This is a genomic window from Rhodococcus sp. 05-2254-2 (assembly GCF_002259095.1).
GTDB lineage: Bacteria > Actinomycetota > Actinomycetes > Mycobacteriales > Mycobacteriaceae > Rhodococcoides.
In genome coordinates this window covers 176,636-196,935 of sequence record NZ_NOZJ01000021.1, presented here as the reverse complement: position 1 = coordinate 196,935, position 20,300 = coordinate 176,636, and the positions used below count along the sequence as shown (strand labels likewise).

20 protein-coding genes are annotated in these 20,300 nt (G+C 61.4%); 14 read left to right on the top strand and 6 right to left on the bottom strand.

Features of this window, described 5'->3' with window-relative positions:
• Window positions 1-7: 7 nt before the first annotated feature.
• The 4 genes from CH283_RS23720 to CH283_RS23710 all read left to right on the top strand — a co-directional run bounded on the left by CH283_RS23720 (window position 8) and on the right by CH283_RS23710 (window position 1,696).
• Window positions 8-409 (top strand): hypothetical protein, encoded by a 402-nt coding sequence (locus tag CH283_RS23720; protein WP_094639450.1) that lies wholly within the window; start codon window positions 8-10, stop codon window positions 407-409.
• A gap of 75 nt (window positions 410-484) precedes the next feature.
• Window positions 485-625: a hypothetical protein gene (locus CH283_RS28485; protein WP_155290488.1), complete on the top strand. Its 141-nt coding sequence runs from the start codon at window positions 485-487 to the stop codon at window positions 623-625.
• On the top strand, window positions 622-1,170 hold the full coding sequence (locus CH283_RS23715; RefSeq protein WP_094639449.1) for a hypothetical protein: 549 nt from the start codon (window positions 622-624) through the stop codon (window positions 1,168-1,170). The genes CH283_RS28485 and CH283_RS23715 overlap by 4 nt, the downstream gene beginning before the upstream one ends.
• Window positions 1,171-1,219: 49 nt before the next feature.
• Entirely contained in the window at window positions 1,220-1,696 is a 477-nt protein-coding gene (locus CH283_RS23710) for a hypothetical protein (protein ID WP_141215291.1), read from the top strand.
• A gap of 78 nt (window positions 1,697-1,774) precedes the next feature.
• Here CH283_RS23710 and CH283_RS23705 read toward each other — a convergent pair whose 3' ends face one another.
• The 3 genes from CH283_RS23705 to ligD form a co-directional block, all read right to left on the bottom strand.
• Complete coding sequence (locus CH283_RS23705) at window positions 1,775-2,146, bottom strand: hypothetical protein (RefSeq protein WP_094639448.1); 372 nt, start codon at window positions 2,144-2,146, stop codon at window positions 1,775-1,777.
• Between the two features lie 41 nt (window positions 2,147-2,187).
• Window positions 2,188-2,556: a histone-like nucleoid-structuring protein Lsr2 gene (locus tag CH283_RS23700; RefSeq protein WP_094639447.1), complete on the bottom strand. Its 369-nt coding sequence runs from the start codon at window positions 2,554-2,556 to the stop codon at window positions 2,188-2,190.
• Between the two features lie 90 nt (window positions 2,557-2,646).
• Entirely contained in the window at window positions 2,647-3,585 is a 939-nt protein-coding gene (gene ligD / locus CH283_RS23695; protein WP_094639793.1) for a non-homologous end-joining DNA ligase, read from the bottom strand.
• Between the two features lie 653 nt (window positions 3,586-4,238).
• Between ligD and CH283_RS23690 the strand changes: the two genes are divergently transcribed.
• The 4 genes from CH283_RS23690 (at window position 4,239) to CH283_RS23675 (ending at window position 10,706) form a co-directional block, all read left to right on the top strand.
• Window positions 4,239-6,194, top strand: a complete 1,956-nt coding sequence (locus CH283_RS23690; RefSeq protein WP_094639446.1) for a type I restriction-modification system subunit M — start codon at window positions 4,239-4,241, stop codon at window positions 6,192-6,194.
• A gap of 89 nt (window positions 6,195-6,283) precedes the next feature.
• Window positions 6,284-7,393: a restriction endonuclease subunit S gene (locus tag CH283_RS28100; RefSeq protein WP_176456970.1), complete on the top strand. Its 1,110-nt coding sequence runs from the start codon at window positions 6,284-6,286 to the stop codon at window positions 7,391-7,393.
• Entirely contained in the window at window positions 7,390-10,509 is a 3,120-nt protein-coding gene (locus CH283_RS23680; protein WP_094639445.1) for a type I restriction endonuclease subunit R, read from the top strand. The genes CH283_RS28100 and CH283_RS23680 overlap by 4 nt, the downstream gene beginning before the upstream one ends.
• Window positions 10,506-10,706 carry a helix-turn-helix transcriptional regulator gene (locus CH283_RS23675; protein ID WP_094639444.1) on the top strand — a complete coding sequence of 67 codons (201 nt, stop codon included), beginning with the start codon at window positions 10,506-10,508 and terminating at the stop codon, window positions 10,704-10,706. The genes CH283_RS23680 and CH283_RS23675 overlap by 4 nt, the downstream gene beginning before the upstream one ends.
• A gap of 287 nt (window positions 10,707-10,993) precedes the next feature.
• On the opposite strand, the gene CH283_RS23670 is transcribed toward CH283_RS23675, so the two are convergent.
• Entirely contained in the window at window positions 10,994-11,614 is a 621-nt protein-coding gene (locus CH283_RS23670) for an HNH endonuclease (RefSeq protein WP_094639443.1), read from the bottom strand.
• A gap of 52 nt (window positions 11,615-11,666) precedes the next feature.
• Window positions 11,667-12,281, bottom strand: a complete 615-nt coding sequence (locus CH283_RS23665) for a hypothetical protein (protein ID WP_094639442.1) — start codon at window positions 12,279-12,281, stop codon at window positions 11,667-11,669.
• Window positions 12,282-12,665: 384 nt separating this feature from the next.
• Between CH283_RS23665 and CH283_RS23655 the strand changes: the two genes are divergently transcribed.
• Entirely contained in the window at window positions 12,666-13,838 is a 1,173-nt protein-coding gene (locus tag CH283_RS23655) for an ATP-binding protein (RefSeq protein ID WP_094639440.1), read from the top strand.
• Window positions 13,839-13,926: 88 nt separating this feature from the next.
• Here CH283_RS23655 and CH283_RS28895 read toward each other — a convergent pair whose 3' ends face one another.
• A complete protein-coding gene (locus CH283_RS28895; RefSeq protein ID WP_094639439.1) occupies window positions 13,927-14,463 on the bottom strand; it encodes a PH domain-containing protein in 537 nt (178 codons plus the stop codon).
• 392 nt (window positions 14,464-14,855) lie between these two features.
• Between CH283_RS28895 and CH283_RS23645 the strand changes: the two genes are divergently transcribed.
• The 5 genes from CH283_RS23645 to CH283_RS23625 all read left to right on the top strand — a co-directional run bounded on the left by CH283_RS23645 (window position 14,856) and on the right by CH283_RS23625 (window position 20,251).
• On the top strand, window positions 14,856-15,305 hold the full coding sequence (locus CH283_RS23645) for a hypothetical protein (protein ID WP_141215293.1): 450 nt from the start codon (window positions 14,856-14,858) through the stop codon (window positions 15,303-15,305).
• A 165-nt stretch (window positions 15,306-15,470) separates the two neighbouring features.
• On the top strand, window positions 15,471-16,991 hold the full coding sequence (locus CH283_RS23640) for an 8-oxoguanine DNA glycosylase OGG fold protein (RefSeq protein ID WP_094639437.1): 1,521 nt from the start codon (window positions 15,471-15,473) through the stop codon (window positions 16,989-16,991).
• A gap of 247 nt (window positions 16,992-17,238) precedes the next feature.
• A complete protein-coding gene (locus CH283_RS23635) occupies window positions 17,239-17,901 on the top strand; it encodes a TraI DNA relaxase (protein WP_094639436.1) in 663 nt (220 codons plus the stop codon).
• Complete coding sequence (locus CH283_RS23630) at window positions 17,895-19,790, top strand: type IV secretory system conjugative DNA transfer family protein (RefSeq protein ID WP_094639435.1); 1,896 nt, start codon at window positions 17,895-17,897, stop codon at window positions 19,788-19,790. Before CH283_RS23635 ends, CH283_RS23630 begins: the two co-directional genes overlap by 7 nt.
• Entirely contained in the window at window positions 19,787-20,251 is a 465-nt protein-coding gene (locus tag CH283_RS23625; protein ID WP_176460363.1) for a DUF4913 domain-containing protein, read from the top strand. Before CH283_RS23630 ends, CH283_RS23625 begins: the two co-directional genes overlap by 4 nt.
• Window positions 20,252-20,300 lie beyond the last annotated feature (49 nt).

Sequence of the window (20,300 nt, the reverse complement as noted above, 5' to 3'; positions counted from 1 at the left end):
AACGGCCATGGCCACCAGCACACCCCACCGCACGGCATACGAATTGGGACCCCACGACGTGCACCGAGCGCTCGTCGCGCTCGCCGTGACCGCAGTCGTCATCTGGCTGGCCTGGTCCGTTCCCGTAGCGAATTGGGTACTACCGTCCGCAGACACCATCGAAGAGAACGCCGGCCGCCTCGAAGCAACAGAGGACGCCCTCGGCCAGGGATGGTGGGCGATCATCGTGGTCACCGTCGCCCTGGCTATCGGGAGTGTGTTGGCGGTCGGAATCGACTACATGCGGGGTAGGAACTGGACGGTCACCGCCCTGAAGAAAGCAATCGCTGTGGCATCGACTCTCCTGGCGATGTGGGCGATCTGGACTGTCAGCGTGTTCGCCGCTGCGGGAGTCAACATCCTCGGATAGAGCAACCGCCGACCCGCGCAGATGTGTCGGTACCCGTTGCGACACTGACCATCATCGAATCGAAGGAGCACAGACATGGCACACATCCTCGACCGCACCGACACCCACGGACCCGTCACCGGCTGGCTCGAGGTCATCGCCAAAGCCGCTGCACTGGGACAAATTTCCGACACCGATCCAGCCGATGCACTCGATTCCCAGGAACGCTCGAGATGAACCGCACAGCGACAATCGTTCTCGCGTGCTTCGGCATCGTCGGCGTGGTGACCATAGCCGCCGCAATCGTGTTCTTCTCACGTGGTTCGGACACACCCCCGCGTGCGGGCACCGACGCCGGAATTGCCATCGACCCCTCGGCCACGGACCCGGCCGGAGTAGCAACGTCCGTCATGTCCGGTGTGTACACATGGCAACCAGCAGTACAGGATTCACCGTGGGAAGCCCTGCACGAGCAGCGAGACAACCTCACAGGGCCGATGGCCACCGCGGCCGCAGCACGCCCGATTCCAGCGCCGCAACCGATGTCGGAGTGGTCCGCGTGGTCCCGCAGCAGCGACATCGTCACCGCAATCACCACACTCGACGGCGAGCCCTCCATAGGCACCGGCAAAGCCACTCTCCCAGTTGTGATCTCGCAGACCGTGCAGCACACCAGCGGCGAGATCACCCCGTACACCGCATACACGGCCACCGTCGACCTCGAACGCACGGACCACGGTTGGAAAGTCGCGAACTACCGCCTGGACAACGCCAGCCGGTAGAGGTGCCGGCAGACACCATCAACCGCGAGCGCAGAAGACGAGGGGACCCATGGGCTACGACAGAAACGCCACACCAGAGAAGATCGAACAAGGAGAGACCACAATGTCGGATACCAGGATCCCCGACGACGCCAAAGACCCTGCCCGTGATGAACAACCAGGTCCAACCAACGAGGCGGACCCGCACTACGGCCACGAAGACTGGGCCCCCGGACCCACCGGCCGCTGGTTCACAGCTACCGAGCTGATCGACTGGGGGTACAAGCCTGAGGCGTTAAGACGCCTTTTCGGCCCCCACGTCGAGGGACCAGACGAAATTCAAGGCTGGCTCATCGACCACGTCCAACACATCGAAGAAACCGTCATCTACCGTGCCGTAGAGCTCCTCGAAAGCACCTTTCAGCCTGACCGCCTGCGAAAGATGATTCCCGCCCCGCCCGACGCAGACCAAGATCTATCGGACGCCGAAGTAGCCGCCATGGTCGATGCTCTTCCACCTACGGTGACAGCGACCGCCTCGAATTAGCGCGATGACACAGAAGGTGCGCACGAACTCGCCACACCAGTCCGCGAGAGCAGCAAGAAAGCAATTGAACAGCTGATCTCAGAAGAACGCGAGCTGTGCCTCGTCGACGCGACGACGAGCTGCACGCACTCTGCGTGATCGGGGCACCGAATCGACGAGGGGCGGCGAAGCAACCGGGGGAGCGGAGCCGACTGTGCCGAGGCCGGCACCTGCTCGTCGTACCAATTCGGCGCGAATCCGAGAGCGTTCGCGTTCACGGGCGCGGCCGGTCTCCGTATTGCGGATGCTCCACTCCGACTCCCACGCAGCCGACCCTGGTGTCGGCGCGGCCAACGCCCGGTCGGTCAACCGATCGAGTAGTTGATCGAGCCTGTCGATCAGAACCTCGGCGAGCTCGTCGAGCACGTTATTGGGCACCGCAGCCGCGTCGACGGACTCGCACTCGCTCACACGCGACACTGTAGGGCCGACCACCGACAGGGTCGCGGTGCTCAGTGGGCTGAGTTGTACGCCTCTTCGATCGCAGCGGGGATCCGACCGCGATCGCTGATCTCGTAACCCTCGTCGGCCGCCCACTGCCGGATCGCGCGTGTCTGCGCCGGATCACGCGTGGCCGGTGTCCCGGTCTTCGCGGGCGTCGCCGCGCCGGCGGGGGAGGGCTTACGCTTGCGGCCACCGACCCGCGTCGAATGCTCGATGTAGTAGTCGAGCTTCCTGTGAAACTCGGTGGCGTTCTTCGCTTTCAGGTCGATCACATACTCGACACCGTTGACCGCGAATTCGATCGTTTCGCCGGATTCGTCGTCGATGAACGACCCGTCGATATCGTCCACCAATTGGGTTGTCACTCGTTTGGCCACAGCCGAAAAACCTTTCGATCACACACAATGCCTACGGACTCGGATACCCGGCCAGCGTAACCAACGAATGTGGCGATGAGCTGCACCCTTTCAAGTCACGACATCGCGGGGAGCGATATCGGATCGGATTCCTTTGAATGCGGGATGCCGTAAACGCCCCGTTGCCGATTGTTCGCGATATTCCACGGTCGCCACCAATTCCGGTGCCACCCACGACACCCCGACCGTGTCGGCGCGCGGAACCGGACCGTGCAGCGCACTGTCCGAACGAGTGCGATCAGCAAGCGCGCTCCGCAGCTCCCGGCGCATCCGATCAGTGAAACCCGTTCCCACACGACCGATGTAGACCAACTCGCCCGCCTCGTCGTACGCTCCGAGGAGCAGCGCCGCCAGTGTCCCGCCAGCGCGGCCGCCCGTCGGAACCCATCCGCAAATCACGCCTTCGCGTGCGTTCCGGATCGGTACCTTGATCCACGACGGCGACCGGATCCCCGATCGGTACACCGACTCAGCCTTCTTCGCCACGACCCCCTCGATACCGTTGTCGGCGGCAATGCCCATCAACGTCTCGCCGTCGATTCCCGTCATAGTCGGCGGCACCTGCACTCGCCGCCCGTCTGCCACGCCGAGACCCTCGAGCAGCGCACGGCGCTGCGTGTAGGGAAGCGTCCGGACCGATTCGCCGTCGACGTCGAGGACATCGAAGACGAAATACGTCACCGGGGTCGACCGCAGCAACGCCGCCGACGGCCGCGCGACATGCATTCGGCGTTGCAGCAACCCGAAATCGGGCCGACCGCCCGAATCCAGGGCCACCAACTCACCGTCAAGGATCATCGATCGCCCCGCCGTCGTATCCGACAACGCCGACGCCACATCCGGGAACGAGGCGGATATGTCGTTTCCGTTGCGCGAGAACAGCTTCACCCGCGATGCGCCGTCGACAACGCTGACCCCACGTTGGCCATCCCACTTCCATTCCCACACCCAGGCCGGTCCGGACGGGAGCGGCCCAGGAGTGGCAAGCATCGGAGACAACGGATTCGGGGGCATCGGCGACGAATGCCCGCGCCGCTGGCATCCGAACCATCTCGAGCAACAGCACCGCGGCTTGCAACACGAAACGGAACTGCTTCACAACGGCGGATCCGCGGTACTTCTAGATCATGTCCGGCAGGCGGTCGCGCCAGCAGGTAGGATTGACATACGTTGCATGACAATGACTTTCGACTGTAGCCTGACATAATCTATATTATCAGCAATGAATATCGTATTCAACTTGCTTTCTAGACAAGGCCCTACTCGACATGCGCCTCGGGACACGGTCGGACCGTGCCTGCGACAACCCTGCGTGTCTGAGTGAGGTTGGCTCGCTGGGCGAGCAAAGAATTCGGTTGTGCGTCAGGTGAACAAGTTGCCGGCCGATGCGATGCAGCGCACCAGCTTCCCGCGCCGGGACTCCGTCCGCGTTCTTGTGGGTGCCAACGAGGCCGACGAAGTGTTGGATATCCGCGAAATTAAGTGCGTCCGGTAGCTGGCCCCTGCTAACCCGAGGTCAAGCTCAGTAGATCGATGCGATTCATCTCCCCCTTGACCGCACAGCCGAATGTCACGTTCGTGATACACATTTGATGTAAAGTCTTTGATACAAGAATGGTCGCAGCGAGCAGGAACGAGCAGACATGGCAGAGTCGACGACGGCGTCCACCAGCACGAGCACGACGACAGCACGCATAGTCTGGGACACCGCAGACAAGTTCCTTCGCAACATCGTCGACGAAGAAGACTACGGAGATTTCATTCTTCCGTTCACAGTGCTGCGTCGCCTGGAATGCATGCTGGCCGACTCGAAGGAGCAGGTTACCGATTTCGTCGCCTCGCGGGGCGCGCTGCCTCCGCACCTGATCGACATCGCGGTCAAGGACCGGTTCAAGCTCAGTTTCTACAACGTCTCGCCGCTCGACCTCGCCACTATCGCGTCCGTCGACGACAACGTCGAGAAGTCGTTGAAGAGCTACATTGCTGGGTTCTCGAATAACATCGCCGACATCTGGGTCTCCTTCGACTTCGTCCGACGAGTGCAAGTCCTTGCCGAGGCAAATCGTCTGCATTCCGTCGTGAAGCATTTTTCAACGCTAGACCTCGCGCCGAGCAATGTTGAGAACACGACGATGGGCGACGTCTTTGAGGACATCATGTACCGCGCCTTCAACAAGAAGGGCAAAGCCGCGGGCAATTTCTACACGCCGCGCGATGCGATAAAGCTCATGGTCGACATCCTGATCACCAACGATGACGACACTCTCGCAGGCGAAAGCGCGGCGCGCTCTGTCTATGACCCAACTGCTGGATCCGGAGGTATGCTGCTCATCGCTCATCACGCACTGAAACGGATGAACGACAAGATCGATGTGACGCTCTACGGCCAGGAGCTCATGCCCTCCGCTTTCGCGCTCGGCAAAGCGGACCTGCTCATCCAGGGAGGCCGACCGGACGCTATCAAGCAAGGAAATACCCTCGTAGAGGACCTCTACGAGGGACAAACTTACGACTATGTGCTTTCCAATCCGCCATTCGGAATGGATTGGTCGGCGGACGAGAGGTCCATCCGTGATCAGGCCAAGGCGCTTGGCACGCGCTTCAGCCATGGTCTACCGAGTACGAGCGACGGGCAGATGCTGTTCCTCGCACACTGCGCATCGAAGCTCAGCCCTGCAGCGAAGAACGGCCAAGGCGGCCGCGCTGCAGTAGTCTCCAACGCCTCGCCGTTGTTCACCAGCGATAAAGGTCCCAACGCGATACGGCAGTGGCTACTTGAATCGGACCTCATCGACGCAATTATTGCTTTGCCGATGAGTATGTTCTACGGCACAGGGATTGCCACCTACGTCTGGATTCTCGACACGAAAAAGGACCCCGAGCGCCAGGGCAAGATCCAGCTCATCGATGGCTCCGGGCAATGGGCCTCAATGCGAAAGGGCATGGGCGACAAACGCCGTGAGATGCGTAAAGGTAACCGAACTGTGGTGCTTGAGGCGTACAAGGCGTTTGAGCACGCCGACCCCGTCATCTCGCGGGTAATGAGACCCGAGGACTTCATGTTTCGGGACGTACCGGTTTTCAAGCAAGCCAGGCTCGCGACTCGGTTCAGCGAGACGAGTGTCGAGCTTTTACGCAAACACCGAGACTTCGCCGACGGGTACATCCCGGTGTTGAAGTCACTGGATCGCACGCCCTGGAACGAGCTGCCGAAGTCATTCCCTCAAGCCGCGAAAGCTGCCGGGCTGAAGTCCTCCATCAGCCTTATCGGCGCAGTCATGAGCGCGTTGGCGGTGCCCGCCGCCGATGCGCCGCTGGCTGTCGACCGCAAGGGCATGCCGGTTATCGCTGACGACTGGAAAATGACTGAACGGGTACCGCTGAGCGAGGACGTAGTTGAGCATATGGAACGCGACGTGCTGCCGTTCGCTCCTGACGCGCAGTGGGATGTCAGCAAAGCCAAGCATGGCAACGAGATCCCGTTCACGCGAATCTTCTATACGCCCGAGGAGCCCCGCCTGCTCGCCGAAATCGACTCCGATGTTCAGAAAATTATGGGCGAGCTGGCAGCGATGTTCGAGGCGGTGAGTGAGGAATGACCCAATCAGGTTCGTGGCCCTCGTCTGTACCTGCTAACTGGACAACATGCAGGGCCCAGTATGTCCTGCAGCCGGTCTGGCGTGAACCGTTGGAAGACGACGAGATTGTTACTGCGTTCCGAGACGGTCAGGTCACTTTGCGCCGGAATCGTCGTCAAGAGGGGTTCACCAACGCATTGAAAGAAATTGGCTACCAACATATTTCACAAGGCGACTTGGTCATACATTCGATGGATGGCGGCTTCGGTGCCATTGGCGTCTCGGACTCTGACGGCAAAGCGTCTCCCGTGGTCCATGCTTATCGGAGCGACGACTGTGACCTCGAATTTCTTGCGTATTACCTGCGTGCGGCTACTGCAGCCGGCTGGATAGCGGCAAATGGTAAGGGCATCCGAGAACGTTCAACGCAGTTTGACCGTGCCGCCCTCGCGAAGCTGGAGATTTCCTTTCCGCTCAAGCCCACTCAGCGGGCCATCGCCGACTACCTCGACCGCGAGACGAGTGAAATCGACGCGATGATTGGTAAATTAGACGAACTGGCCGAAACTCTCAATGCTAGAAGGTCGGCCATGATCCAGGGCGAGACCGTAAACCGTACAGCGGTGTTTACTCGCCTGAAGTTCTGCGCCGACGTTTCGCTGGGTAAAACTGTGCAGGGTACTCAGAAGCACGACCGCGAAAGTTATGTGAACTACGTGCGTGCCGCATCTATTCAGCCCTACGGCCTTGAGCTTGACGATCAGCGCATGTGGATGAGTGACGACGAACTCAGCAAATACGATCTGCGGGCCGCAGATGTCCTAATTGTCGAAGGGGGCGGTGGCTACGGTCGGAGCGTCGTACTCGAAGACGACATGCCTAACTGGGGGTTCCAGAACCACGTGATCCGCGTTCGCCCCCATCCAGACTCAGACGGCAGATTCCTTAACTACTGCATCAAAGGCCACTTCACGGCTGGGCTCATCGACATTATCGTCGGCGGTGCGACGATACCGGCCTTGTCTTCCCAGAAGGCTCGCGAATTGCCAGTTCCACATCTATCGCACTCGGAGCAAACTCGCATCGCCAACCATCTCGATGAGATCACCGACCAGATCGAGGTCATGATGGCGAAAGTTGCAAAGTTTAAGTCCCTGCTCGTTGAGCGCCGAGCCGCGCTCATAGCCGACGTGGTGACCGGACAGAAAGAAGTCGCATGAGCCACGAGCAACTAATGGAACGAGAGTTTGAAAGCAACCTCTGCGCCGAACTTGCCGAGCGTGGGTGGCTGTACGAGGACAGCGGCAAGCCGACCGGCTGGAACATCGCCCTCGCTATGGTCGATGACGACGTGCTGCACTGGCTCAGCAGCCAGTACCCAGGTGAGTTCGAGAAGGCCGTGCCGGGTGATCTTGTCGACGAGCAGAAGATAGACGCTGAGCGCAAGCTGCTCCAGCACGTCACTAAAGAACTCGCCAAGACAACCAAGATGGACCCGACCACCGGGCATCCGGTCGGCGGGTTGCTCGGTGTACTACGCAAGGGCTTCATCTACGCCCAGATCGGCCGTCCTGCCGCGAAATTCGGGCCGATGATGGCCTTCCCACCAGCAAACCCCAACTTGACCGAGGTGGTAGAGGCTGCGGCTGCTGTTCGTCTGCGCATCCTCCGCCAGGTTCGCTTCGACACGACGTCCAATGAGACCTTCGACGTGGTACTCACCGCCAACGGACTACCAGTCGCGACCCTGGAGTTGAAGACCGACAACACTCAGACGGTCAACCACGCGATCCGGCAGTACAAAGAAGATCGGAAGCCAGGCAAGAACCGTGCACTACTCGCGCCGGGGCGCGCGCTGGTCCATTTTGCGGTGTCCAACGACCTCGTCTATATGACCACGAAACTCCAGGGCGGGGACACAGTGTTTTTGCCCTTCAACAAGGGCAACGAAGGCCACGGGGGCAACCCACCATCGAGCACAGGCTCCTCGACGAACTATCTATGGCGTGAGATCCTCGACCGCCCGATGTTCATGCGCATCCTCAAAGACTTCGCACTCTTCGAGCCAAGCAAGGCCGGCAAAAACGAAGGACGTCTAGTTTTTCCTCGCTTCCACCAGCTACGCGCTGTCGAGCGAGTCGTTGCCGACATCGAGACCAACGGCACCGGGAAGCGCTATCTGATCTGGCACTCGGCTGGTTCAGGGAAGACGAAGACCATCGCTTGGCTCAGCCATCGACTGATCCGCCACATGAGCCCCGATTCGAAGTCGACGTTCGACTCGGTCATTGTCGTCACCGACCGCACCGTGCTCGACGAGAACATCCGCGAAGACATGAACCTTGTGCAGTCGAGCAAGGGCCTCGTCGTGGCCGTTGGCGAGAAGTCGGGTGCCAAGTCGCCGCAGCTCAAGAAATCGCTGCTTGAGGGCGATCACATCATCACGTGCACCCTACAGACGTTCCCCGAAGTCATGAAGCTCATCGAGGACACCCAAGAGCTGCGCGGCAGGCACTGGGCCGTGGTGGCGGACGAGGCGCATTCCTCGCAGTCTGGTTCCACTGCGCGTCAGCTAAAGGAGCTGCTGGCGGACGTCGAGCTTGACGCCGACGAGGACACCATCAGCGCCGATGACCTGTTGTTGGCTAAGGATTCGGCGATTGCAGCCTCTAGCAACATCACGTTTGTCGCGCTCACCGCGACTCCGAAGGCAAAGACGCTGCGCCTGTTCGGCACCGAGCGAGATGGCCGCTGGGAAGCCTTCGACACCTACACGATGGCCCAGGCGATCGAGGAGGGCTTCATCCTCGATGTGCTGACCAACTACTCGACGTACGACATGTTCCTCCGGGTGAAGAACACGCTTGAGGCGGAAGGGTCCGAGACCGAGATCCGGGTTAATACAGGCGAGGCAGTCTCAAATATCGTGCGCTACGCCCGTCTCCACCCGACCGCGATCGCGCAGAAAGTCCGCGTCGTGATCGAGCACTTCCGGCGGAACGTGATGCAGATGCTCGGCGGTGAGGCAAAAGCCATGGTCGTAACAAGCTCGCGGATGGAGGCGCTGAGCTGGTCGAGGAAGATGGACGACTACATCGCGACCCAGGGTTACACCGACATGAGCACGTTGGTGGCTTTCTCCGGCGCGCTTACCGATGAGACAGGCGAGAGTGTCACCGAAGTCTCGGTCAACGGTCGCGGCGGAGTCGCCAAAGCGTTTCGAGAGGAGGGCATCTACCGGGTTCTTATCGTGGCCAACAAGTTCCAGACAGGTTTCGATGAGCCGCGCCTCATGGCAATGTATGTCGACAAGAAGCTCTCCGGCGTCGCCACGGTCCAGACCCTTTCCAGGCTGAACCGCATGTATCCGGGCAAGACCGCTCCGATGGTTGTCGACTTCCGCAACACCCCAGCGAGCGTTCAGGAAGATTTCAAGCTCTACTACGTAGATGCTTACGTTGACGGAGACGTCGATCCCAACGCGCTGTACACGATCGGCGAGCGGCTGGACACGGCTGCGCTCTACGACCAAGACGAGATGGATAAAGTCGCTAACGCCTTCCTGAGCGACGCCGGAGGGGAAGCGATCGCTAAGGCTCTCTCGCCGATCAAAAACCGCTGGAGTGGCCGTTGGCGGCAGGCTGTGCTGACTAAAGACAAAGAGCAGAGGGAAGCTCTCAACGGCTTCCGGACGGACGTGCTCAGCTACCGCAACGCGTGGCAGTTTCTCAGCCAGATCGTCGACTACCAGGACCCCGAGCTACACCGTCGAGCGATCCTTGCAACCTTGCTAGGGCGCAACCTCCACACCGACGACATTGACTACGACGACAGCTACCTTGAGGGCGTGCAGCTTTCGGGAGTCAAGCTCGTGCCGTCCGCTATTAGTGAGGACCACTCGTTGAGCGAGGGCAGCAGCGAAGGGATCAAGCTTCCAACGTTCGAAGGTGAGCACAAGCCGGGGAACACGCCGAAACGCGGCCCCTTGGACGAGGCCATCGACAAAGTGAACGAAATGTTCCAAGCCAAGGGCGTGGACGTGAGCCCCAAGAGCGTCTCCGGCTTCATCACGACTTTCTGGGGGTTCCTCGACACAAACGAAGAGGCCGTGGCGATGGCAAAGAACAACACCGTCGCGCAGCTCAAGGCTTCCGAAGGATTCAGCGGAGCCGTTGGACTCGCTGTACTAAAGACGGTGAGCGAGTCGCAGGAGATCCAGTCCTACATGACCGACCCTGCCTTTCTTGAACAGATCGCCGAGATCGCCGCGGACGCCCTTCATACCCAACATCGCGCTGATCCGGGCTCAATGGTCGAGTCGGAGTTGGAGTCATGAGCGAGCCCGGGCAGGTGGGCTTTGGCGAAACCATCCGCTACGCCCGCAAGAAACACGGCTGGTCGCAGGCGGAGCTTGGCGAGAAATCGGGGGTTTCCCGCCCGACAATCGCGCGAGTGGAGGCGAACTACGATGTCACGACCGCTACGATTGCCAAGATTGCCCAGGCATTGGGGCTCACACTGGAGCTGAAGTGACAAACAGCGCTACATCAGTCCACTGTGCGCATACCAGACTCGAAAATCACTGAAAAATTCGTCATCGAACATTTCCTACGGTCCTCAAAGGCCTGGACAGCGGGCCGGCTATGGATGGTGCCTATGGAAATGTGGCTAGAGAGCAGACTCGACGAAAAGCTGTACCGAATCCCGAAGACGTTCGGGGCTAACCAAATGGCCTGACATAAGGGCTGCTTATCGGCCGCGCCCATGGATGGAGCCTGCCTGGTACTCCCCTGGTGCTGCCGTCTCGACGTGCCTAACGTTCAGGCGCGTTCAGCCTGAACGGCGCGGGTGGCGCGCAGCCACCGGCTCAGGTAGCCCGAGGACGATGCCAATCCCGGGTGCTCGGTGAGGTAGTCGGTGAACCAGCCCGACAGGCCGTCCCAGTGCTGCGCGTCGCCGGGAGGGCGCAGGGTCCAGCCCAGCTCGTGCAGTGTCCAGTGCGCTTTGGCGGAGTTGCGCAGCATCGAGGTGGTGACCCAGTTGGAGGCGTCGTCTGCGCCGCCGCGGGCGACGGGATCGACGTGGTCGATCGACGGAAACAGCTCCCAGAACGCGAAATGCGTCTCGGTCATCTTCCAATTTGGATGTGCGGGAAACTCGTTCGGCAGCACGACCGACAGCAACCTCAATGCTCCCGGGTGGATCAGTCGGTCGCCGGAGTAGCGGTCGAGGAAGCCGTCGCGGTAGAACGTGCGCAGCATCTCGGGCAGTGTGTATCGGCGTTGCGCTGCGGTGCCGACGACGTGTGGGTAGTCGGTGCCGATGATGGCCTTGGCGGCGTCCGCGTCTCCGGCGGTCAGGGCCGCGCAGGCCCGGGCGAGGACGTCCGCTTTCTGCGGCGGCCGGGCCGATTCGGAGGCCACGACGATGTCGCCGGTCATGCGGGAAGCGCGTTGATACGGGCGACCGGGTCGATGGCCGAACACGGTGCCGCTACAGCGGCCATTCCCACCCTCCCTGGCCAGGCTCCATGACCCCTGGCTGGAACACGATCGTGGTCGAATCAGTGGGAACGTCGAGCACCATGAAACCCTCGTACGTGGATGCAGGCGACAGCTGCGAAGGGATCGAATTGTTGGACTCGGCGCACACCCATGCCGCCGGCGACGTAATTTCCGGAGTTGTCACTCCCGATTCGAGAACGGCCGAAAACGAATCAGGGGTGAACATGGCCGTGTACTGCGCTACGTTCACACCAGGCAAGATCTCGACTCGAATGGGGAATGCCAGGATCGATCCGAACTCCGGCTGATACTGCGTCGTCGAACATTCCGACGCAGGTACTGGCGCTCCGACCACGAATTCGACCTCACACGGGAACCCGCCGCCGCTCTCGCAGCCAAGGCCCGCCCGTTCGTCGAACGCCTTGACCTTGTTCCCTCTCGGACTCTCGCCGGTGTTTGCAGCCGCCGAAGAAGAAGTCGACGATTCGGAAGTCGCTGCCTGCTGCGTAGGCCGATGCAGCTCTGCTGTCGTCTGTTCGCCGGACGAACATCCGACCGCGAACAGAAAACTCGCCACACCCACTGCGACGACACTTTTCTTCAAGAGACCATCCTCGTCAACAGCACTCCGGGGGCACTTCGAATTTCTCGACTCATTGAAGCACCAGAAGCTGCGGGTTGGAGGAGCATCGAACCGACCGGCGCGCCGAAACTTCCGCATAGAGAGGAACGGAGCCGCGCGCTGGTCGATCGACCGATACCAGTGCGTACGGCAGGCGAGTCGCGTGCGTCGTCGATCGCGAGTCGGTATGCCCGACCGGTAGCACCGAGTCCTTGAACTGCAGAGTTGCTCATGGAGGCAGCCACCTCTGTCACGCAGTCCAGTCCAACGACGACCGAGAACGCCACGGGTTCGTTTGCGCACGATCAGTATGGAACATTATGACCACTTATGGACAGAACACCATAAATGACTATAGTTCTCCATATGGACCCCGCCTTGAATCCCTTCAAACCAGGATCAGGGCTGCGGCCACCAGCGCTGGAGGGGCGAACCCGCCAACGCGAAGAATTCGACCTCCTCGTGGCTCGGAGCAAGAACCGCAACTACGACCGCGGCATGATCCTGTCGGGCCTGCGCGGTGTCGGCAAAACCACCCTGCTCAACAATTTGTCCGAGCACGCCGAACGACAAGGTTGGTTGACGATTGGGTTGGAGGCGCGGCCCAACGAGTCAGGCGTCAGCGCCGTGCGCGCCAAGCTCGGTTCCGAACTCGCCGCCGGCCTGCGCCGGTTCAGCCGCAAACATCAGATGCAGAAAGCGCTCGATGACCTGATCTCCCTCGCCCGCGGGTTCACCCTCGGTGTCGGCCTGGGACCGGCGAAAGTCGAAGTGTCGCTCGATCACGGTGCCGCCAGCGGGGACATCGACCTCGACCTCGAAGAACTGGTCGAGGCGATCAGTGCCGCGATGAAGAAGAAGGGCACCGCGTTCGGGCTGTTCATCGACGAGATGCAGGACCTCGATTCCGACCTTCTCGGCGCGTTGCTGTCGGTGCAGCATCGGGCCAGCCAGCGGGAGTGGCCGTTCTTCGTCATCGGCGCGGGCCTGCCCAATCTCCCGTCGGTGCTCGCCGACAACCGGTCGTACGCGGAGCGGCAGTTTGCTTACAGCACCATCGGCCCCCTGGCGCCAGCCGATGCCGCCGAAGCTCTGGAGATCCCGGTCAACCAGCACGGTGGGTCCTTCACCCCCGATGCCCTGTCCATTCTCGTCGAGGCCAGCGGCGGGTACCCGTACTTCCTGCAGGAATACGGCAAAGCCGTCTGGAACGTCGCCGCCACAGCAGTATTCGACGAAGACGACGCCCACCTCGCGGTCGAAGAAGGACGACGAGCACTGGACGAAGGCTTCTTCCCCTCCCGATGGAACCGCCCCTCCGACAGGGAGCGGCGCTATATGCGCGCAATTGCCCTCGCTGCCGACGACGCACCGCGTTCGGGAGTCGTCGCCGCCGCAATGGGACAAACGACGACCGGTGTCAGCGACGTCCGCGACTCCCTGATTCGCAAAGGCCTGATCTGGTCCCCCGAACACGGCAGGATTGCGTTCACAGTGCCGGGGATGTCGGACTTCATCCGGCGTCAGCCGATAGACTGACCCCCGCGAAGCCCCATCGATCGTCGCGGAGCGCCTGGATCCGGTAGGTAGGCTCGTCGACCAATCCCAGTCGACGAGGACTGTCCGCCTAAATCCTGCTGAGGATCTCAGCTTTCTTGGTGTGAAATTCGTGGTCGGTAAGGATGCCCGCTTGGTGCAATTCCGCCAACTGCCTCAGCGCGGCCATGTGATCAACCGGCGGTGCCGCTGGGGGTTGCCTGTGGCGTGTTGTTGGCTCGTCCATACTCGGGCGCGAAAGACGGTTGCGCGCGTTCTCGACAAACAACTTGCCCTCGGGCTTGGCGACGTTCTTGATCTCCGCCTTGTTTCCGCTCGCGAAGATGGTGATGCTTCCGAGCAACATGCCGCTGCTCCACTGGACGGACGATGTCTTCTCGAACGGAAAATCTTCGGAGGACGACGACACTATGCCTTCGAAGATGAACAGAATGCGCCGATTCGTGAGCGCCAGCAGGCCCTGCCCCTTGCCGTACTGACCGACAACCAGTGAATCGACCAGCTCGCTTTCCCAGAGAAACTCCGGCAGCTTCCGAATTTCCTTCTGAGCACCGTATTTGTTCGTCAGCCGCGCGACGGCCTTCTCGATATCAGGGCGGTTAGCCACGTTCTTACTCCTGGATGGTGCACTGGCCAGCGACTTGGGCCTTATGGGGCCAAACAAACCTGCTCGCGCGGTTGCAGTGTCATTGCTCTATTACCGACTCACGTCAGGCTAATCGTTACCGCGCGCACAACGCATCGTACGGGCGACAACCGCCGAAGGTGTCGACCCCGAGATCTGTGAGATAGCGGTTCACCACCCACCGACGCGAATGCAGGGGTCGGTCATTCGCTACCGACCGTCAGCTGCTGCATGCAGCGTAGAGGTGCCACCTTCACGTTCGCTGCTGCAGAGAATCTTAATGAGTTACAGAGACTCACTTGCACTCACTAGCATGTACGCATCAAGTAACGTACTCTTATAGAGATCACAGAGACTCTCTAAGAGGAGACAGAATGCTTGTAACAATCAGTTTCGACCCGGACGTCGACACCTCCCGCATGGTTGCACTACAACTCGCGTGGAGCTATGGATTCGTATCGGTCGACGATCTGCTCACTGCCGACGAAGACGAGGACACAGAGGAGGAAGACGACGTAGCGGCCGACCTGTCTGGGTGGACCGCTCCGAAGATGAGAAGGTACGTCACCCAGTTGAAGCCGACCGCACGAAAGGTGTTGCGGGCCATCGCGGACGAGGCACCCGAAGCCACCGTCGAGTCTGTGCAGAATTCCACGGGTCTCGAGCCGAGTTCGTTTGCTGGGTCTATGTCGTCCTTCGGGTTTGCCGTAAAAAACACGCGCGGAGTCCGTGACAAGCCGTTCAGCAAGAACGGGCATCTGTACAACATGACCCTGCCGATTGCCGACCTGGTACTCAACACTCTCGACGACGCAGGTTTCTAGCGTCCCCGAACCAGCGAATGACCTGCCAATGGCAGCTGAGCGTCGACAAGCGAAACGAACAAGCACAGTCTCGCGTCGCACACCAACGGACCGAATGAGCGTTCGCCCGACCGCCGGTCTCACACAAAGCTCGGTCACCACCGCTACAACTCTCAGGAGGGGTCGATGTCCGATCCGATCACCGTTCATCTAGGCACAGGTACGCCTCGCGAGCAGTTCCTCGCCTTCTACCGTGACGACGAACCAAACCTGGATCAGTTCAGGCTCTCCTACCCCGACTACGAACCCGGTGATCTGGTGGCGTGGATCGTCCCCGGCGACGTTCCTGCCGTGTTGAATATCGAAGAATTCGACGTCCACTCGCCTGACACCTTGGTGGTGGACTCCGCCGGTTGGAACATTCGCGGGGTGGCCGTTGCTGGGATCGAACGACGACTCGGGCACAGCCTGCCCGTTCCCCCGGCAACCTTGGACCCCGTGACAAGCCAGCTATTTCTCGACGCCGCGGCAGCCGAAGAAAGCGATCCGACACCGTGGTATCTCATCGACACCACCGGGTGCGCCGACGGTGATCAAGGCATGGCCCGCCACTCATGGGAGTGCGCGGCATGTCATCAGCGCTTCGACCATCTGCCGCTCCTGCAGGCGCGGGCAGCCCTTCAACAGCACCACGGCTCCGAATTGTTCGGTAGTTCCATGGTGCTGTGTGCGAGTTGCCATGCGATGGTGCATGACCCGTTCTCCGGGGGCCTGTCCGAGCTGATCATGGCGCATCGACCGGCGTGCACACGGTGCGAGTGCCACACGGTGATGCATCTCGAATACGGCATGCCCCCGGGTCCCGTGCCGGGCATCGCTTTCACCGGTTGCGTCGTCCTGTTGAACAACCCCAGTGACGCCGTCAACCGCCACTGCCTCACCTGCGACAACACCTGGTTCGAAGACGACACTGTCGTGGGGGCGGACGGCACGATAACCGGGAAGGTGGGGCGCCACACCGCTACTGTTTCCACGCGAGTCATGGTTCCGGCTTTGCTGTCTCAATATTTGAGAAGTCCCACGTATCAGCGGGGTTCGGCGTACGCGATCGGTCGGTGGTCGAAGTGGGTGGGGCACATTCCGGGCGTCTCCGATGTCCTTCAGTCTCTGCCGGAATCGTTGAAACGCGATGATGCAGCCCAGTTGATCGATCGCATTGCACACGACAACCCGGCTGCCGCATTCGTGGTCGCGATGATCTGGGGTCACCACGGTTCCGGCTACGGGCCGTATCGAACGGCACAGATTCTGACCGGTGAACACAAGCCGATCGGCGCGGAGCTCTCACCAAGTGTCGTGGACCGCCTCGTCCGTTCGATGTGGATCGCCAGAGACGAAGGCGCAGTGGAGGGATACCGCTACCTCAACAACGCCGGTGCAATTCCGCGGCTTGGTTCGGACTTCTTCACCACATGGCTGTTCTTCGTCACCGCACGCGGTGACTCCACCTCCGCTGACGCCGCCCCAATCCTGGACGCTCTCGTCATCCGGTGGCTACGTGAAAACATCGGAATGCGGATTCGGCCCGGACAGACCGAGGACTACAACCGCTACCTCACTCAATTGAAGAATTGGGGCGATTCCTACCACCGCACCCCCGCCGAGGTGGAGGAACGCATCTTCAGCATTATCCATGGGCACGGCTGACGTTCCGATACCGAGATTCGCTGGGATTGACCTGCCTGTCCTGCGCCCTATGCGCTAACCTGACATCGTTCGACCGTCGATGAGGGTCACGGTCGAGCGTCCATCCAGCAACAGCGCTGCACCGCACGTTTTCACGTGCCGGTGTCTTCGTGCTGTGGGCTGGCCGACGCTCCCAGTGAAGGCCCTCCATGTCGATCCCGCCCAGCACATCCGAAACCGCACACCTTCTCGACGGTGGTGACCGTCGATGACCAACGACACTGTTTCGACCGCGGAGTTGCAGCGCCGCTCAGAGATCGCTGCTGCCGCCTACGAACGCGGCCGACGCGCCGCTTTGGCTGCCGCACGCCGCCGCAGCCTGCCCGACCGGGCGCACACCCGACGCGAGGAGTTTCGCGCTCGGTCGCACTCCTACGAGCCGCGCAGTGACAATCGCGCGTCCGGTCTGCTCGATACTGACGTCTCACTTGTGCGGGCGGCGGCGTATCTCGCCGCGACCGGTGTCGCACACGAGATGATCGCCGGCCAGACCTTCACCGACCCCGTCCAACAGGACTGGGCCGATGTCACAGCCGATCGCACGGCTGTGCACGAGGATGCATGGAGGCAGCGGCTTGTCGACAACGGTGTCGATGACGCCGTACTCCGTCCGGGTCTGTCACTGGACGTCCTGGAGTTACCGGCCGAGCTCGACGGCCTCGACTTCGACGATATCGCCGAGCACACCCTTGATGTGTCCTCCACCGCAGCGGACGTCGAACCGATCCGTCTGGTCGATCTGATGCTCGAGACACCACGGCAGAATCGCTCGTCGGACTCGGTCGTCGACATCACCAACCGGGTCGCGAACGTCATCGAGATCGACCGCGGCGTCGACAAGGCCACAGAGGCTGGTGTGGACGCATGGTGACCAAGAAGCCGACCTCGAAGGGAGCCGGGACATCGTCGTCGATGTTCCCGCTGATCGCCGTCTCGGTGGTGATCGTGCTGATCGCGCTCGGTTACGGCTCACTGTGGCTCGGGCATGTATTCGTAGAAACAGGTGAAGATATCCCCGTCAACCCGTTTGGGGCGCTGTTCTCGGTCGCCGGCGGAAAGCTGACGTGGCCGAGCGTGTCGACATGGATCTTCGTGATCGCGGTGATCATCGTCTCCGGTCTCACCGGCGTCGCCGCAGCAGCCCGCGCAACGGGCAGCGGCAAGAACGACGTCGACGCCAAGGCCCGCCTGATGGGACCGACATCGAAGCTGACCGGGGTGACCGGCAAGCAGGCACGCGAACGTGCGAAGTCGCTGCGAACCGATCTTGCCGAGTTGGACACCCTCGACGACTCCGACATCGGAGTCGTCGTCGGACGCACCGTCCAGGGCAATCAGCAGGTGTTCATGTCGTGGGAGGACATGCTGTTCGCCCTCGCCGGACCTCGTATGGGCAAGACTGCGGCGTTGGCGATCGACGCACTGTGCACCGCGCCGGGCGCTGCACTGTTCACCTCCAACAAGCGCGACGGACACGATTTCACTCGCGGTGTCCGCGAGTTGCTCGGCACGGTGTGGCGCTACGACCTACAGGGGATCGCCGAAGGCCCCCGCACCGGCGATGACGGGTTTTGGTGGAACCCGCTGCGCGTGATCGAGACGATCATGGACGCCCGCAAGCTGGCCTCCTACTTCGCTGCCGCATCGAGGGACGATTCGGCCCGCGTCGATGCCTACTTCGACGGCGGAGCGCAGGAGTTGTTGGCGCAGATGATGCTCGCAGCGGCGTGTGCGGACGGGGATCTGTTGCACGTCTACGGCTGGCTCTCCGACGAGGCGAACGAACTTCCCCAGCGACTGCTCACGGTCCACGGCCACCACATCATCGCCAACCGCTTGAAGTCGACCAGCGAACTCAACCCGCGCCAGCGAGACGGTCTGTACGACATGGCTCGTCGGTTCATCGGCCTGCTCGAGGAGCAGGCCTACGCGATGTCGGTTCTCCCACCGAACCGCCGCGACATCTCCGTCGAGGGCGCACCGGACACCAAGATTGGTGGATCGGTGCGGTATCCGCACTCGATGCGTGAATTCGTCGTCGAGGACTTCGTCATCAGCACCGACACTTTGTATGCGTTGTCGAAGGAAGGACCCGATTCGTCGTCGGCGCTGACCACGGCGTTGATCGGGTCGATCATCGACGCCGCCCAGCGCGTCGCGCGCCGGAGCCCCCGCGGACGGCTTCCGGTGCCGATGCTCGGCGTCCTCGACGAGGCCGCGAACGTCTGCCGCCTCCCCGAGCTCCCTGCCTGGTACTCGCACCTCGGATCGCAGGGGATCTGTGTGATGACGATCGTGCAGAACCTTTCTCAGGCCCAGAAGGTGTGGGGGCAGGACGGGGTCAAACAGCTCCTCGACGCCGCGAACTTCCTCTGGTACGGCGGCGGTGTGAAGGACAAGAACACTCTCTCCGAGCTGTCGGCACTCGTCGGTGATCACGACGTCGAACGCTGGTCGGCCTCGCGTAGCGGCGGGGTGTTCGACAGTGGGTCGTCGTCGAAGTCGCAGTCCTGGTCGAAGGAGCCGATCCTGACAGTCGACGATCTCGCCGCGATCCCGAAAACCCGGGCACTGGTGCAGATCTCAGGCAATCGGCCGGTGTTGGTGAAGAAGATGTATTGGTCCGACGGCCCCAATGCCCACGCGATCGATGCCTCGTTCGCGATGTACGGGATCCCCGACAAAGAGCAGATCCCCGTCCCCGATCGAGTACACGCCGCCGCCACCATCGACGACGTCGACGAGGAGCCGTTCCTGTGAGCGCTGACGACGACTTCTACCCCGACGACGACTTCCCTGACGAGAACTTCCCCGACGACCATCCCGACAACTCCGATCCGGATCCCGAGAAGGCTGCGTCGACGAAGTTCTCGAGCTTCCATGCCTGGTTCGACACGTGGCTGTCGGCAATCGTGGCACGCAAACTCTCGTCGTCTGCCGGAAAGAACCGCGTGTTCTGCCCACGCTGGTTCGAGCATCCCGAGGTCGTGGTGCGTCTGCACGCACTGTGGACGGCATGGGAGGCAGCGTCCGCAGCCGAGGACGGGGCCGCGATGTCGGGGTGGTGGGTCCATCACGCGGACCCGCAACTGCGCACGATGCTCGATGCCGAGCACGGCCCGATGTACCTGTGCAGCCGTGACTCTCATCAGAAGACTCCGCCGATACGGCTGAACTTGGTGCAGGCCCCGGCCGGCTGGTTCGACGAGCTCACCGGCTGAAAAACCTGACACAACCACTGACCCGAAACAGCCAGAAGCCCTGGTGGGT

Coding starts and splice junctions, on each gene's coding strand:
- CH283_RS23720 (WP_094639450.1), top strand. CDS start 8: ATGGCCACCAGCACACCCCACCGCACGGCATACGAATTGGGACCCCAC.
- CH283_RS28485 (WP_155290488.1), top strand. CDS start 485: ATGGCACACATCCTCGACCGCACCGACACCCACGGACCCGTCACCGGC.
- CH283_RS23715 (WP_094639449.1), top strand. CDS start 622: ATGAACCGCACAGCGACAATCGTTCTCGCGTGCTTCGGCATCGTCGGC.
- CH283_RS23710 (WP_141215291.1), top strand. CDS start 1,220: ATGGGCTACGACAGAAACGCCACACCAGAGAAGATCGAACAAGGAGAG.
- ligD (WP_094639793.1), bottom strand. CDS start 3,585: ATGCTTGCCACTCCTGGGCCGCTCCCGTCCGGACCGGCCTGGGTGTGG.
- CH283_RS23690 (WP_094639446.1), top strand. CDS start 4,239: ATGGCAGAGTCGACGACGGCGTCCACCAGCACGAGCACGACGACAGCA.
- CH283_RS23680 (WP_094639445.1), top strand. CDS start 7,390: ATGAGCCACGAGCAACTAATGGAACGAGAGTTTGAAAGCAACCTCTGC.
- CH283_RS23675 (WP_094639444.1), top strand. CDS start 10,506: ATGAGCGAGCCCGGGCAGGTGGGCTTTGGCGAAACCATCCGCTACGCC.
- CH283_RS23670 (WP_094639443.1), bottom strand. CDS start 11,614: ATGACCGGCGACATCGTCGTGGCCTCCGAATCGGCCCGGCCGCCGCAG.
- CH283_RS23655 (WP_094639440.1), top strand. CDS start 12,666: ATGGACCCCGCCTTGAATCCCTTCAAACCAGGATCAGGGCTGCGGCCA.
- CH283_RS23645 (WP_141215293.1), top strand. CDS start 14,856: ATGCTTGTAACAATCAGTTTCGACCCGGACGTCGACACCTCCCGCATG.
- CH283_RS23640 (WP_094639437.1), top strand. CDS start 15,471: ATGTCCGATCCGATCACCGTTCATCTAGGCACAGGTACGCCTCGCGAG.
- CH283_RS23635 (WP_094639436.1), top strand. CDS start 17,239: ATGACCAACGACACTGTTTCGACCGCGGAGTTGCAGCGCCGCTCAGAG.
- CH283_RS23630 (WP_094639435.1), top strand. CDS start 17,895: ATGGTGACCAAGAAGCCGACCTCGAAGGGAGCCGGGACATCGTCGTCG.